At 75.0% G+C, this 14,305-nt stretch carries 14 protein-coding genes; 3 read left to right on the forward strand and 11 right to left on the reverse strand.

Annotated features, from left to right (window positions below):
- Position 1: 1 nt before the first annotated feature.
- The 10 genes from lysX to K353_RS25900 all read right to left on the reverse strand — a co-directional run bounded on the left by lysX (position 2) and on the right by K353_RS25900 (position 10,471).
- On the reverse strand, positions 2-1,579 hold the full coding sequence (gene lysX, locus K353_RS25855; protein ID WP_111555939.1) for a bifunctional lysylphosphatidylglycerol synthetase/lysine--tRNA ligase LysX: 1,578 nt from the start codon (positions 1,577-1,579) through the stop codon (positions 2-4).
- Positions 1,580-1,691: 112 nt separating this feature from the next.
- Positions 1,692-2,390: a hypothetical protein gene (locus tag K353_RS25860; RefSeq protein ID WP_111555940.1), complete on the reverse strand. Its 699-nt coding sequence runs from the start codon at positions 2,388-2,390 to the stop codon at positions 1,692-1,694.
- Positions 2,391-2,574: 184 nt separating this feature from the next.
- Positions 2,575-3,372, reverse strand: a complete 798-nt coding sequence (locus tag K353_RS25865; protein WP_111555941.1) for a type III pantothenate kinase — start codon at positions 3,370-3,372, stop codon at positions 2,575-2,577.
- A 39-nt stretch (positions 3,373-3,411) separates the two neighbouring features.
- On the reverse strand, positions 3,412-4,383 hold the full coding sequence (gene nadC / locus K353_RS25870) for a carboxylating nicotinate-nucleotide diphosphorylase (protein WP_111555942.1): 972 nt from the start codon (positions 4,381-4,383) through the stop codon (positions 3,412-3,414).
- A 62-nt stretch (positions 4,384-4,445) separates the two neighbouring features.
- On the reverse strand, positions 4,446-6,059 hold the full coding sequence (locus tag K353_RS25875; RefSeq protein WP_111555943.1) for an L-aspartate oxidase: 1,614 nt from the start codon (positions 6,057-6,059) through the stop codon (positions 4,446-4,448).
- A 16-nt stretch (positions 6,060-6,075) separates the two neighbouring features.
- Positions 6,076-6,525, reverse strand: a complete 450-nt coding sequence (gene panD, locus K353_RS25880; protein WP_100837693.1) for an aspartate 1-decarboxylase — start codon at positions 6,523-6,525, stop codon at positions 6,076-6,078.
- A 96-nt stretch (positions 6,526-6,621) separates the two neighbouring features.
- Complete coding sequence (gene panC / locus K353_RS25885) at positions 6,622-7,527, reverse strand: pantoate--beta-alanine ligase (protein WP_111555944.1); 906 nt, start codon at positions 7,525-7,527, stop codon at positions 6,622-6,624.
- On the reverse strand, positions 7,527-8,441 hold the full coding sequence (locus K353_RS25890; RefSeq protein ID WP_111555945.1) for a Rossmann-like and DUF2520 domain-containing protein: 915 nt from the start codon (positions 8,439-8,441) through the stop codon (positions 7,527-7,529). Before K353_RS25890 ends, panC begins: the two co-directional genes overlap by 1 nt.
- Positions 8,442-8,536: 95 nt before the next feature.
- Entirely contained in the window at positions 8,537-9,226 is a 690-nt protein-coding gene (locus K353_RS25895; RefSeq protein WP_111555946.1) for a response regulator transcription factor, read from the reverse strand.
- Positions 9,227-9,259: 33 nt separating this feature from the next.
- The gene (locus tag K353_RS25900) at positions 9,260-10,471 is read right to left on the reverse strand and encodes a sensor histidine kinase (protein WP_199528247.1); all 1,212 of its coding nucleotides are present in this window, start codon (positions 10,469-10,471) and stop codon (positions 9,260-9,262) included.
- Positions 10,472-10,576: 105 nt separating this feature from the next.
- Between K353_RS25900 and K353_RS25905 the strand changes: the two genes are divergently transcribed.
- Together K353_RS25905 and K353_RS25910 are read left to right on the forward strand one after the other, a co-directional pair.
- Positions 10,577-11,581, forward strand: a complete 1,005-nt coding sequence (locus K353_RS25905; RefSeq protein WP_111555948.1) for an SAM-dependent methyltransferase — start codon at positions 10,577-10,579, stop codon at positions 11,579-11,581.
- A 15-nt stretch (positions 11,582-11,596) separates the two neighbouring features.
- Positions 11,597-12,760, forward strand: a complete 1,164-nt coding sequence (locus tag K353_RS25910) for an NADH-quinone oxidoreductase subunit D (RefSeq protein WP_111555949.1) — start codon at positions 11,597-11,599, stop codon at positions 12,758-12,760.
- 31 nt (positions 12,761-12,791) lie between these two features.
- Here the strand turns inward: K353_RS25910 and K353_RS25915 are convergent, their stop codons facing one another.
- Positions 12,792-13,709 carry a hypothetical protein gene (locus K353_RS25915; RefSeq protein ID WP_111555950.1) on the reverse strand — a complete coding sequence of 306 codons (918 nt, stop codon included), beginning with the start codon at positions 13,707-13,709 and terminating at the stop codon, positions 12,792-12,794.
- 221 nt (positions 13,710-13,930) lie between these two features.
- Between K353_RS25915 and K353_RS25920 the strand changes: the two genes are divergently transcribed.
- Positions 13,931-14,275 (forward strand): WXG100 family type VII secretion target, encoded by a 345-nt coding sequence (locus K353_RS25920; RefSeq protein ID WP_111555951.1) that lies wholly within the window; start codon positions 13,931-13,933, stop codon positions 14,273-14,275.
- The last annotated feature ends 30 nt before the right edge of the window (positions 14,276-14,305 follow it).

Consider the following 14,305-nt stretch of genomic DNA (forward strand, 5'->3'; position numbering starts at 1 on the left):
GTTACTCCTCGGTCGGGTCGGACGCGCCCTCGGCGGCGGTCCGCTCGTTCTTCGCCGCCTTCTCCGGCTTCACCAGCGGGAAGAGCACCGTCTCGCGGATGTTCTTGCCGGTGAGCAGCATGATCAGGCGGTCCACGCCCAGGCCGAGGCCGCCGGTGGGCGGCATCGCGTACTCCAGGGCGCGCAGGAAGTCCTCGTCCAGCTGCATCGCCTCGACGTCGCCGCCGGCCGCCAGCAGCGACTGCGCGGTGAGCCGGGCGCGCTGCTCGACCGGGTCGATCAACTCGGAGTAGGCGGTGCCGATCTCGGTGCCGAAGATCACCAGGTCCCACTTCTCCGCGACGCCCTCGACCGAGCGGTGCCGCCGGGTCAGCGGGGAGACCGAGGTCGGGTAGTCCCTGATGAAGGTCGGCCGGATCGCGTGGTGCTCCAGCAGGCGCTCGATCAGCTCCAGCACGATCTGGCCGTGGTCCCAGGCCGGGTCCAGGTACTCGCCCAGGCCGTGCTCGGCGGCCAGCTTCCGCAGCTCCTCGGCGGAGGTGGCCGGGGTGACCTCGGTGCCCAGGTGGGCGGAGATGCCCGGGTAGACCGAGACCTCCTCCCAGGGCTCGGCCAGGTCGATCTCGTGCTCGGCGCCGTCCGGGCCGAGGCCCCTGACCACGGTGGTGCCCAGCGCGTCCCGGGCGGCGTTGACGATGACCGCCCGGATCAGCTCGGCCTGGGTGTCGTAGTCGCCGTACGCCTCGTACGACTCCAGGGCGGTGAACTCCGGGTTGTGGGTGGCGTCCGCGCCCTCGTTGCGGAAGTTCCGGTTGATCTCGAAGACCTTCTCGGCACCGCCGACCACCAGGCGCTTGAGGTACAGCTCGGTGGCGATGCGCAGGTACAGGTCGATGCCGTACGCGTTGATGTGCGTCGTGAACGGGCGGGCGTTGGCGCCGCCGTGGATCGGCTGCAGCATCGGGGTCTCGACCTCGAGGTAGCCGCGGTCCTCGTAGGTGCGGCGGATCGAGCGGATCACCCGGGTGCGCAGCTGGAGCATCTCGCGCGCCTCGGGGTTGACGATCAGGTCCACGTAGCGCTGGCGGACCCGGGCCTCCGGGTCGTTCAGGCCCTTGTGCTTGTCCGGCAGCGGGCGCAGGCACTTGGCGGTGAGCTCCCAGCGGTCGACCATCACGCTGAGCTCGCCGCGCTTGGAGGTGATCACCTCGCCCTCGACGCCGACCTGGTCGCCGAGGTCGATGTCGCCCTTCCAGGCGGCCAGCCGCTCGGCGCCCAGCCTGTCCAGGGAGAGCATCACCTGGAGGTCGCCGGAGCCGTCCCGCAGGGTGGCGAAGCAGAGCTTGCCGCCGGTGCGGGCCAGGACCACCCGGCCGGTGACGCCGACCCGCTCGCCGGTGGCGGTGTCCGCGGCCAGGTCGGGGTGCTTGTCGCGCAGCTCGGCGATGGTGGTGGTGCGGGGGAAGCCGACCGGGTACGGGTCGACGCCGGCCGCCCGGAGCCGGTCCAGCTTCTCGCGCCGGACGCGCATCTGCTCGGGAAGGTCGTCGGTCGCGGGGACGGTGCTCTGATCACTCACCCCACCAGGGTAGCCAGGCTCACGGCCCGCTCCGTCACGGGATGTCGGCGGGGGCGCGCCGGGAACGGCGGGGCCCCCTCCGGACGGAGGGGGCCCGGGGCGCGGCGGCCGGTCAGCCGTCGGTGCCGGTGGCGAGTTCCGGGTGCTCCTCGTCGGCCGGGGGCTCCTGGTGGGGGGCCGAGCGGGCGCGGCGGCCGAACAGCTCGGCGGGGGTGGGCATCCGGCGGGGGCGGGGGCGCTCGGCCGGGTGCGGGGGCTGCTGGTCGTTCATCGGGGACCGTCCTGCGACTGGGGTGGCGGACTGGGGTTCGGACGCCGGGCTGGGCACCGCCGCGAGGTGCCGCTGGCCGGAGCCCAGCGAGAGCCGCTCGCGGACCTCGGCCTCGGCGAGCGCGTGGCAGCGCCCGGCGAGCCGGGAGCGGCGGGCCTGTTCGGGCGGGCCGCAGGGCTGGCGGGACAGCGAGCGCAGGGCCGAGAGGTCCTCGGCGGTGGGCAGGTAGCCGTCGGCGACGGCCTCCTCCAGGCGGTCCAGGTAGCCCGCGACGCTCCCGGGCAGGGCGGCCCGGTAGCGGGCCAGGTCGGTGAGCATGAAGGCCCGCAGCCGCCCGCCCTCCTGGACCGCCTCGTCGATGGCCTCGGTCAGCCGCAGCGCGTCCTGGACGTCCTCGGTCCACAGTTCGCCGGCCGCGGCGGGCAGCGGGAGCCGGTCGGGCGCGGCCGGGTAGAGGGCTTGGGCGAGGACACGGCGCAGCACCCGGACTTCATCGGCGCTGAAGGCCATGCCGCCGCGCGATCCGTGTGGCGTTGGCATGGGTCGACAGTACGTGTCGTACGTCCGACTTATGGCGATTGATGACGTGTTTGTCCCGATTGGCCTATGAGATGGCCCGCGGGCCGGCCGCGCCCCGGGAACGCGGCGGGCCCCGGCGCCCGCCGGGGCGGACCGGGGCCCGGGCGGGGCGGCCGGGGGTGTCGGGCGGCGGTGGCCGGGGGCGTCAGGCGGCGGTGGCCGGGCGGTTGCGCTCGAAGATCAGCCGCAGGCCGATCAGGGTCAGCCAGGGCTCGTGCACGTCGATCGAGTCGGCCTCGCCGAGCACCAGCGGGGCCAGGCCGCCGGTGGCGATCACCTGGACGTCGTTCGGGTCCTTGGCGAGCTCCTTGGCCATCCGGTTGACCAGGCCGTCGACCTGGCCGGCGAAGCCGTACAGGATGCCCGACTGCATGCCCTCGACGGTGTTCTTGCCGATCACGTTCCGCGGGCGGGCCAGCTCGATCTTGCGGAGCATCGCGGTCCGGCCGCCCAGGGCGTCGACCGAGATCTCGATGCCCGGGGCGATCGCGCCGCCCACGTAGTCGCCGCGCGCGTTGATCGCGTCGAAGGTGGTCGCGGTGCCGAAGTCGACCACGATGCACGGGCCGCCGTACAGGTGGTTGGCGGCCAGCGCGTTGACGATCCGGTCCGCGCCGACCTCCTTCGGGTTGTCCATCAGCACGTGCACGCCGGTCTTCACGCCCGGCTCGACGATCACCGCCGGGACGTCCCCGTAGTAGCGGCGGGTCACCTCGCGCAGTTCGTGCAGGACGGCCGGCACCGAGGAGCAGATCGCCAGGCCGGCCACCCGGTCGTCCGCCGAGACGATCGGGTGGGCGCCCATCAGGCCCTGCATCAGCACCGCGAGTTCGTCCGCGGTGCGGCGCGGGTCGGTGGAGATCCGCCAGTGCTCGACGATCTCCTCGCCGTCGAACAGGCCGAGCGTGGTCTGGGTGTTGCCGACGTCGATGGTGAGGAGCATGGGGGCGCTTTCTGCTTCGAAGGGTCGGGGTTCGAAGGGTCAGGAGCTGCGGAGGTCCAGGCCGATGTCGAGGATCGGGGCGGAGTGCGTCAGGGCGCCGACGGCCAGGTAGTCGACCCCGGTCCCGGCGACCTCGCGCGCGGTGGCCAGGGTCAGGCCGCCGGAGGCCTCCAGCTTCGCCCGGCCGGCCACCAGCGCGACCGCCTCGCGCAGCTGCGCGGGGGTGAAGTTGTCCAGCAGGATCAGGTCCGCGCCGGCCTCCAGGACGGGCGCGATCTGCTCGACCGTGTCCACCTCCACCTCGATCGGCAGCTCCGGGAACGCCTCGCGCACGGCGGTGAACGCCTCCACCACGCCGCCTGCGGCGACCACGTGGTTGTCCTTGACCAGCGCGGCGTCCGAGAGCGCCATCCGGTGGTTGGCGCCGCCGCCGGCCCGCACCGCGAACTTCTCCAGCGCGCGCAGGCCCGGGGTGGTCTTGCGGGTGTCGCGGACCACCGCGCCGGTGCCCTCCAGGGCGTCCGCCCAGGCCCGGGTCGCGGTGGCGATGCCGGACAGGTGGCAGAGCAGGTTCAGCGCCGAGCGCTCGGCGGTGAGCAGGTCCCGGGTGCGGCTGCGCACCGAGAGCAGCACCTGGCCGGGGGCGACCCGCTCGCCGTCCTCGACGTGCCGCTCGACCTCGAACTCCTCCTCGCAGACCAGCGAGACGACGGCCTCCGCCACCCGCAGCCCGGCCACCACGCCCGCCTGGCGGGCGGTGAAGTCGGCGGTGGCGACGGCCTCGGCCGGGACGGTCGCCACCGAGGTGACGTCCTCGCCGCCGGCCAGGTCCTCGGACAGGGCCGTCATGGCCACGTCCTCCACCTCGACCGGGTCCAGCCCGGCGTCCTCCAGCAGGGCGGCGAGCGCCGGGTCGAGACCGGTCTCGTACTCCTCGCCCTCGCCGCACGCGCAGCCGTCGCCGCAGCCGCCGGACTCGGTGGACAGGAGGGGCAGTTCGGAGTGGGACATGGTGGCGGGGCTCCAGGTGTCGGCGGTACGGGGATCGGCTGGCGGGGGTGCGCGCGCGGACGTCAGCCGGCGAGCGGGTGGACGACGTGGCGGTGCCAGTGGGCGTCGTCGCGGTCGGGGAAGTCCTCGCGCCAGTGGCAGCCGCGGGTCTCCTGGCGCAGGGCGGCGGAGGTGGTGAGGGCGGTGGCGACCTGGTGCAGGTTGGTGGCCTCCCAGGTCTCCACGGACGGGGAGCCGGGGCGGTCCGGGTCGGCCAGGCCGGCCAGCCCCTCGGCGGTGGCGGCCAGCGAGTCCGCGGAGCGGATCACGCCCGCGCCGGCGGACATCAGCTGCTGGAGCTCGCCGCGGGCCCCGGCGGGCAGCAGCGGGACGGGCTCGGCCGCGTGCGCCGCGTCGGTGGTGACGGTGCGGGCCGGGAGCCGGCCGGCGGCGTTCAGCGCGGCCAGGTCGGCGGCGATCCGCTCGGCGAAGACCAGGCCCTCCAGCAGCGAGTTGGAGGCCAGCCGGTTGGCGCCGTGCACGCCGGTGCAGGCGACCTCGCCGCAGGCGTACAGGCCCGGGACGGTGGTGCGGCCGTGCAGGTCGGTGCGGACGCCGCCGGAGGCGTGGTGGGCGGCCGGGGAGACCGGGATCGGCTCGGTGACCGGGTCGATGCCGTGCGCCCGGCAGGCGGCCAGGATGGTGGGGAAGCGGTGCTCCCACATTTCGGCGCCGAAGTGCCGCCCGTCCAGGTACATGTGCCGGGCGCCCTGCTCGTGCATCCGGCGGATGATCGCCTTGGCGACGATGTCGCGCGGGGCGAGTTCGGCCAGTTCGTGCTGGCCGACCATGAAGCGGACCCCGTCCGCGTCGACCAGGTGCGCGCCCTCGCCGCGGACCGCCTCGGAGACCAGCGGCTGCTGGCCCTGGGCGTCCGGGCCGAGGAACAGCACGGTCGGGTGGAACTGGACGAACTCCAGGTCGGTGACCTCGGCGCCGGCCCGCAGGGCGAGCGCGACGCCGTCCCCGGTGGAGACCGCCGGGTTGGTGGTGGCCGAGAAGACCTGGCCCATGCCGCCGGTGGCCAGCACCACGGCCCGGGCCAGGATCGCGCCGACGCCGTCGCGCTGGCCCTCGCCCATCACGTGCAGGGTGACGCCGGAGGCGTGCCCGTCGGCGTCGGTGAGCAGGTCCAGGACCAGGGCGTGCTCGATCAGCTCCAGGCCCGGGTCGGCCTCGACCGCGGCGACCAGGGCGCGCTCGATCTCGGCGCCGGTGGCGTCGCCGCCGGCGTGCGCGATCCGGCGGCGGTGGTGGCCGCCCTCGCGGGTCAGCACGATCTCGCCGTCCTCGTCGAGGTCGAACTCGGCGCCCGCCTCGATGAGCCGGCGCACCGCGGCCGGGCCCTCGGTGACCAGGGTGCGCACCGCCTCCTCGTCGCACAGGCCGGCGCCCGCGACCAGGGTGTCCTGGAGGTGCTGCTCCGGGGTGTCGCCCTCGCCCAGGGCGGCGGCGATGCCGCCCTGGGCCCAGCGGGTGGAGCCCTCGTCCAGCACCGCCTTGGTCACCACCATGGCCCGCAGGCCGGCCTTGCGGGCGTTGAGCGCGACGGTGAGCCCGGCCACGCCGGAGCCGATCACGACCACGTCGGTGCTCGTGGTCCAGCCGGGGGCGGGGGCGGTCAGGCGGTGCGACATGGGTTCAGCTGCTCCTTCAGCGCGCGGCGGCGTCGGCCGCGCCGTTCGCACCACCGTACGCGCCGTCCCCGCGCACCAGTCCGCTGCCCTCGGGGGCGTCCGCGGGGTCGCCGCCGAGGCCGGTGATCCGGTTGCGCTCGTCGACGAACACCACCTTCGGCAGGTACGCCTTGGCCTCGGCGGTGTCCATCTGCCCGTAGGCGATCAGGATCACCAGGTCGCCGGGGTGGACCAGGCGCGCGGCGGCGCCGTTGATGCCTATGACGCCCGAGCCGCGCGGCCCGGCGATGGTGTAGGTCTCCAGCCGGGCGCCGTTGTTGATGTCGACGATGTGGACCAGCTCGCCGGGGAGCAGGTCCGCGGCGTCGAGCAGGTCCTCGTCGACCGTCACCGAACCGACGTAGTGCAGGTCGGCCTGGGTGACGGTGGCACGGTGGATCTTGGACTTGAGCATGGTGCGGAACATGGGTCACGCCTCCTGTGAGTGCATGCCTGGTGGTGCCTACCGGTGGTGGACGGGGCGGCCGGGACCTCGGGAGGCCGGCCGCCCCGGGCGTCCGGGCTAGCGGACGATGACGCTCACGTTGTCGATCAGCCGGGTCGAGCCGACCCGGGCCGCGACGGCGAGCACCGCCTCGCCCCGGAAGTCGTCCGGCGCCTCGGTGAAGGAGAGCGGATCGACCAGGGCGAGGTAGTCGGGGGAGAGGCCGTCCGCGCCCTCCAGCACGGCGGCGGCCGCCGCGCGGACGGCCTTCGGGCCCTGCGCGCCGGCGTCCCGGCCGGCGAACAGGGCGCGGGAGAGGGCGAGCGCCCGGGTGCGCTCCTCCTCGGAGAGGAAGCGGTTGCGCGAGGACAGCGCCAGGCCGTCCTCCTCGCGGACGGTCGGGACGCCGACCACCTCCACGTCGAAGTCCAGGTCGGCGACCATCCGGCGGACGATCGCCAGCTGCTGGGCGTCCTTCTCGCCGAACACCGCGAAGTCCGGGTCGGTGATGTGCAGCAGCTTGGCGACCACGGTCAGCATCCCGTCGAAGTGCCCCGGGCGGGACGCGCCCTCGAAGCCGTCGCCCATCGGGCCAGCCGAGAGCCGCACCAGCGGCTCCCCGTTCGGGTACACCTCGTCCACGGACGGGGCGAACACCACGTCCGCGCCCGCCTCCTCGGCGAGCGCGAGGTCCGCGTCCAGGGTGCGCGGGTAGCGGTCCAGGTCCTCGCCGGCGCCGAACTGCAGCGGGTTCACGAAGACCGTCACCGCGACCCGGCCGTCCCGGCCGACCCGGCGGCGGGCCTCCCGCACCAGCGCCGCGTGGCCCGCGTGCAGCGCGCCCATGGTCATCACCACGGCGTTGTCCACCGGCTGCTCGTCCGGCCAGAACGCGGCCTCGAACTCCTCCACGGTGCGGGTCAGCACCGCCGTGCGGGCCTTCGCCGCCCTCGGGGCCTTCGCCGGGCGCCTGTCGCGTGCCATCAGTGCTTCTCCTCGTTCAGTACGTCCAGCAGCGCCGCCGCCGGCTCCGGCTTCAACGTGCCGTTGGCCACCGCGCGCTGGGCGGTCGCCCGCGCCATCGCCCGGTACGCCTGGCCGATGTCCGGGGTCACCGTAGCGAGTCGGTCCAGGTGCGTGCGCACCGTCCCGACGTCACCGCGGGCCACCGGGCCGGTCAGCGCGAGGTCGCCCGAGCGCAGGGCGTTGTCCAGGGCCGCGCCCAGCAGCGGGCCGAGCAGCTGGCCGGGTTCCTGGACGCCCGCCGTGCGCAGCAGCTCCATCGCCTGCGCGACCAGCGTCACCAGGTGGTTCGCCCCGTGCGCGAGCGCCGTGTGGTAGAGCGGCCGGACCTCCTCGGGGATCCAGGCCGGCTCGCCGCCCATCTCCACCACCAGGGCCTCGGCGACCGGGCGCAGCTCCTCCGGGGCGGTCACCCCGAACGGGCAGCCGGCCAGCCGGGCCACGTCCACCGAGGTGCCGGTGAAGGTCATTGCGGGGTGCAGCGCCAGCGGCAGCGCGCCCGCCCGGGCGGCGGGCTCCAGCACGGCCACGCCGTGCGCGCCCGAGGTGTGCACGAGCAGCTGGCCCGGGCGGACCGCGCCGGTCGCGGCCAGGCCCTGCACGAGACCGGGCAGGACGTCGTCCGGGACGGTCAGCAGCACCAGGTCCGCGGCGGCCGTCACCTGCGGGGGCGCGACCAGCCGCACCCCCGGCAGCAGGGCCTCGGCCCGGCGGCGGGACGCGGCGGAGACGCCGGACGCGGCGACCACGCGGTGGCCGGCGAGCTGCAGGGCGGCGCCCAGGGCGGGGCCGACGCGGCCGGCGCCGAGGACGCCCACGGTGAGCCGGGCGGGGCGGTTACCGGGGTCGGAGGGGTCTCCGAAGTCGGGCAGCACTCTTCCGTTCCAGTCCTCTAGGGGTACCAGACGTACCGGTCAATGGTACGGGGGTTTCCGGCCCGCCCACCCACCCGTGCCACCGCGGCCCCCCGTCAGGGGGTCTCGCCGGCCCGGACGAGGCCGTTCTCGTAGGCGAGGACGACGGCCTGGACGCGGTCGCGGAGGCCGAGTTTGGCGAGGATGCGGCCGACGTGGGTCTTGACGGTGGCTTCGGAGAGGACCAGGCGGGCGGCGATCTCGCCGTTGGAGAGGCCCTGGGCGACCAGCAGGAAGACCTCCCGCTCGCGGTCGGTGAGCGGGCCGAGCACGGGAGAGCCGGGGGTGCCGGCGGGGGTGGGGAGGACCTCCGCGAAGCGGTCGATCATGCGGCGGGTGGTGGTGGGGGCGACCACCGCGTCGCCGCCGTGCACGGAGCGGATCGCGGCGACCAGCTCGGTGGGCGGGACGTCCTTGAGCAGGAAGCCGGAGGCGCCGGCCCTGAGCGCGGCGAAGGCGTACTCGTCCAGGTCGAAGGTGGTGAGGATGAGGACCCGGGGGGCGCCCTCGACCGGGGCGCCGTGCTCGTCGAGGCAGATCCGGCGGGTGGCCTGGACGCCGTCGAGCCGGGGCATCCGGACGTCCATCAGGATCACGTCGACCTCGGCGGTGCGCAGCACCTCGACGGCCTGCTGGCCGTCGCCCGCCTCGGCGGCGATCTCGATGTCGCCCTGTGACTGCAGGACCATCCGGAAGCCGGTGCGCAGCAGTTCCTGGTCGTCGACCAGCATGACGCGGATCGGCATCGCTCGGGTCTCCTTGCGTGGGGGGCGGGTGGGTCAGGCGGACGCTCTGAGCGGCAGGACGGCCCGGATCCGGAAGCCGCCGCCGGGCCGGGGCCCGACGTCCAGGCTGCCGCTGACCATACCGACGCGCTCGCGCATGCCGATCAGGCCGTGGCCGAGCCCGTCGGTGCCGCCGGAGAGCTGTTCGCGGGTGGAGCCGCGGCCGTCGTCCTCGACCAGGACCTCCAGGTCGCTCTCCCGGAAGTCGACGGCGACCCGGGCCCGGGCGTTCGGCCCGCCGTGCTTGCGGACGTTGGTGAGCGCCTCCTGGACGATCCGGTAGACCGTCAGCTCCAGGCCGCGGGGCAGTTCGCGGACCTGGCCGGTGGCGGCGAACTCGACCGGCAGGCCGGCCGTGCGGACCTGCTCCAGCAGGTCGGGCAGCTCCTCGACGCCGGGCTGCGGCACGTACTCGCCGGCCGTGTCGGCGGTGCGCAGCACCCCGAGCAGGCGGCGCATCTCGGCGAGGGCCTGGCGGCCGGTGGACGCGATGGTGCCGAGCGCCTCCTTGGCCTGCTGCGGCGAGGAGTCCATCACGTAGGCGGCGCCGTCGGCCTGGACGATCATCACCGAGACGTTGTGCGCGACCACGTCGTGCAGCTCGCGGGCGATCCGGGCGCGCTCGGCGGCGACCGCGACCTGGGCCTGGGCGTCGCGCTCGCGCTCCAGCCGGGCGGCCCGGTCCTCCAGCTCGACCAGGTAGGCGCGGCGGACCCGGGTGAGCCGGCCCCAGGCCCAGCACAGCACGAACGGGGTGGTCATCAGCACGGCCAGGAACACCGCCCCGTAGCCGCTCTGGCGCTGCTCCGCGGGCGTCAGCCGCCACAGCGTCAGCGGGCCGGCCGCCAGGCTCGCCGCCAGCGCCAGCCGGGACGTCCAGGCGTGGCCGAACGCGGCGCCGGTGTAGCCGAACACCAGGTAGGCGATGCTCGACACGTTGGGGTCGATCCCGAACGCGACCTGGCCCAGGCCGAGCGCGACGGCCGCCGCGGTGGTGGCGTCCGGCCGGCGGCGGCGGACCACCATCAGGGCGGGCAGCAGGACGGCGACCGCGACGCCGGCGTAGTGCTTCCAGGAGGGCAGCGGGTCGTCCGGCACGCCGTTCGACTCGACCGCGGCGAGCACGCCGAGCATCAGGACGAGCAGCGCCCAGCCGGAGTCGACGACCACGGGATGTCGGCGGAGCCAGGCGTTGAGTCGATGCACGTCTCCAGCGTAGGGAGTCCGCGGGGCCGTTCCGCTCCGCCGCGAGGTCGATCCGGGGCTACTCCCCAGGGTGGAGGCGCATCCGCCCCGGTAACGTCGCCCACCATGACATGGATGCGGTGGCGGCCCGCGATCGAACACGCCCTGTACCGGCCCGACGGCGGCTTCTACCGCGGGCCGGAGGGCCCGGCCGGGCACTTCCGCACCTCGGTGCACGCCTCCGCGCGCTTCGCCGCCGCCGTCACCCGCCTGCTGGCGGGGGTCGACGCGGCGCTCGGCCGGCCGGAGCGGCTGGCCTTCGTCGACGTCGGCGCCGGCCGCGGCGAACTCACCCTCGCGGTGCGCGACCTGCTCCCCGCCGGGCTGCGCGGACGGGTGGACCTCCGGGCCGTCGAGCTGGCCGACCGCCCGGCCGGCCTGCCCGCCGAGATCGGCTGGTCCGCCGAGCCGCCCGCCGGCGTCCGGGGCCTGCTGTTCGCCAACGAGTGGCTGGACAACGTCCCGCTGGAAGTGGCCGAGCGCGGCGCGGACGGGCGGCTGCGCTACGTCGAGGTCGCGCCGGACGGGGCGGAGCGGCCCGGCGGGCCGGTGGACCCGCCGGACGCGGCCTGGGCCGGGCGCTGGTGGCCGGACGGGGAGCGGGTCGAGCTGGGCGGCCCGCGGGACGCCGCCTGGGCCGCGGCCGTCGGCACCCTGGAGCGGGGCCTGGCGGTGGCCGTCGACTACGGGCACCTGCGGGCGGCCCGGCCGCCGTTCGGCACCCTGACCGGCTTCCGGGACGGCCGCGAGTGCGCCCCCGTCCCCGACGGCTCCCGCGACCTGACCGCGCACGTCGCGCTCGACGCGGCGGCGGTCCCCGGGCACCCGGCGCTGCTCACCACCCAGCGCGAGGCGCTGCGCGCGCTGGGCGTCAGCGGCGCCCGCCCGCCGCTGGCGCTGGCGGGCAGCGACCCGGCGGCCTACCTGCGCGCCCTGGGCGGGGCGGGCGAGGCCGCCGAGCTCACCGACCCGGGCGGGCTCGGCGCGTTCCACTGGCTGGCCCAGGCCGTCCGGATGCCGGTACCGGACGACCTCGCGGGCCTGCCGGGATGGCAGACTCTCCCCTCGTAGAAGGAGGCGACGGCCATGACGGAGACCACGGTCGGCATCGGCCCGGGCGCGCAGACGCTCCCCGGCGACGGCGGCAGCACCGACATGGTGCTCAACATCGGCCCGCAGCACCCGTCCACGCACGGCGTGCTCCGCCTGAAGCTGGTGCTCGACGGGGAGCGGATCACCTCCGCCGAGCCGGTGATCGGCTACATGCACCGCGGCGCGGAGAAGCTCTTCGAGGCCCGCGACTACCGGCAGATCGTCATGCTGGCCAACCGGCACGACTGGCTGTCCGCGTTCGCCAACGAGCTGGGCGTGGTGCTGGCCGTCGAGCGGATGCTCGGCATGGAGGTGCCCGAGCGGGCGGTCTGGCTGCGGACGCTGCTGGCCGAGCTCAACCGCGTCCTCAACCACCTGATGTTCCTCGGCTCCTACCCGCTGGAACTGGGCGGCATCACCCCGATCTTCCACTCCTTCAACGGCCGCGAGGAGCTCCAGCACGTCCTGGAGGAGGCCTCCGGCGGCCGGATGCACTACATGTTCAACCGGGTCGGCGGCCTCAAGGAGGACCTTCCGGCCGGCTGGCTCGGCCGGGTCCGGCGCGCGGTCGGCACGGTCCGCGGGCAGCTGCCGGTCTTCGAGGACCTGGTGCTCGGCAACGAGATCTTCCGCGGCCGCACGGCGGGCGTCGGCGTCCTCTCCCGCGCGCACGTGCACGCCTACGGCGTCAGCGGGCCGATCGCCCGGGCCAGCGGCGTCGACTTCGACCTGCGCCGCGACGAGCCCTACCTCGCCTACGGGGAGCTGCGGGACGTCCTGAAGGTGGCCGTCCGGGAGGAGGGCGACTGCCTGGCCCGGTTCGAGTGCCTGCTGGAGCAGACCGCCAACTCCCTCGACCTCGCCGACGCGTGCCTCGACCGGCTGGCCGGCCTGCCGGCCGGGCCGGTCAACCTGCGGCTGCCCAAGGTGCTCAAGGCGCCGGAGGGCGAGACGTACGCCTGGACCGAGAACCCGCTCGGCCTGAACGGGTACTACCTGGTCTCGCGCGGCGAGAAGACGCCGTGGCGGCTCAAGCTGCGCTCGGCGTCCTTCAACAACGTCCAGGCGCTGACCGAGCTGCTGCCGGGGACGCTGGTGGCGGACATGGTGGCGATCCTGGGGTCGATGTTCTTCGTGGTCGGCGACATCGACAAGTGAGCGGGCCCCGGCCGGGGCCCGCTCCCGGGCGCTACCGGTCCGCGGGGTGCGGGGCCAGCCGGGTGTCGTGGGCCTCGCAGAGGGCGACCAGCTGGTCGTACGCGGCCCGGCCCATGAGCTCGGTGAGCTCGGGGCGGTAGGAGACGTAGACCGGGTCGGGCGCGCGGTGGGCCTCGGGGGAGCCGGTGCACCACCAGTGCAGGTCGTGGCCGCCGGGGCCCCAGCCGCGGCGGTCGTACTCGCCGATGGAGACCTGGAGGTAGCGGGTGTCGTCGGGGCGGTCGATCCAGTCGTAGGTGCGGCGCACCGGCAGCTGCCAGCAGACGTCCGGCTTGGTCTCCAGCGGTTCGAGGCCCTCGCGCAGGGCCAGGACGTGCAGGGCGCAGCCCGCGCCGCCGGGGAAGCCGGGGCCGTTGAGGAAGAGGCAGGCCCCGTCGACCCGGCGGGTCTGGCGGTCGCCGTCCTCGTCGAACATGGTGATGCCGCCGTCGCGGCGGATCCGGCCCCTGGCGTCGGTGCCCTCGGCGTGGTGCTCCCAGATGTCGGGGGTGAGGCGGGCGGCGTGCCCGGCGACGCGCCGCTCGTCGTCCTCGTCGGAGTAGTGGGCGCCGAGGGTGCAGCAGCCGTCGGAGGCGCCGCGGCCGGGCTGGATGCCGTGGCAGCCCTTGCCGAAGATGCAGCCCCAGCGGGAGGTGAGCCAGGTGAGGTCGCAGCGGAACACCTGGTCCCCGTCGTCGGGGTCGGTGAACTCGACCCAGGCGCGCGGGAAGTCGAGGGCGACCTCGCGGACGGCGGGCATCGCCAGGTCGACGACGGGGCCCCTGGCCTTGGCCGGCTTGTCGGCCCTGTCGGCCCTGTCGGCCCTGTCGGCCCCGGCGGTCTTCGCCGGCTTGTCGGCCTTGGCGGGCTTCTTGGTCTTCTTGTTCTTGGTGCTGTCAGCTGGTGCCACCCGGCAAGGGTATGGCCTGGGCGGGACGGGCCGGGGTTGCGGCGGCGCGGCTTTGCCGGGGGTTCGTCCGAGTTGGGATGGTTGCGGGGGTTTCGGGCGGCCGGGGAAGGTGAAACGGCTGTGAAAAGGGCCGCCGGCCGGTCGGCGCGGGCGGAGTGTGGTCCTAGGATGGCTCAGCCGATAGGTCGGGCGCACGGGCGCCCTTGCACGGGGGAGTGCAGATGGGCGACGAGGTCGTCATCCGGTCGTGGGAACTCCACGGCGAGGGACGCGAGTTCGAGAAGATCTCGGACGAGTTCGGGAGCGCGGCGAAGCAGTTGGAGAGCGGCCTGGCGGCGCTGGGCGCGCCGTGGGGCGAGGACGAGCCGGGGCAGCCGTTCGGCACCGCGTACGGCGAGGCCCGGGAGGGCGCGCTGGCCGGGCTGCAGGGGCTGTCGGAGCGGCTGGGCCGGATCGGGCGCGGGCTGCACACGATGGCGGACACCACCGACCGCACCGACCAGGAGATCAGCGCGGACTTCGACGCGCCCTCGCTGAACCACCCGACCGCAACCGGCCGGGCCTGAAACGGAGTCAGTCCACCTGGCGGGCCGCCG

This window comes from Kitasatospora sp. SolWspMP-SS2h, from assembly GCF_003259315.1.
In the GTDB taxonomy this organism is placed as follows: Bacteria; Actinomycetota; Actinomycetes; order Streptomycetales; family Streptomycetaceae; genus Kitasatospora; species Kitasatospora fiedleri.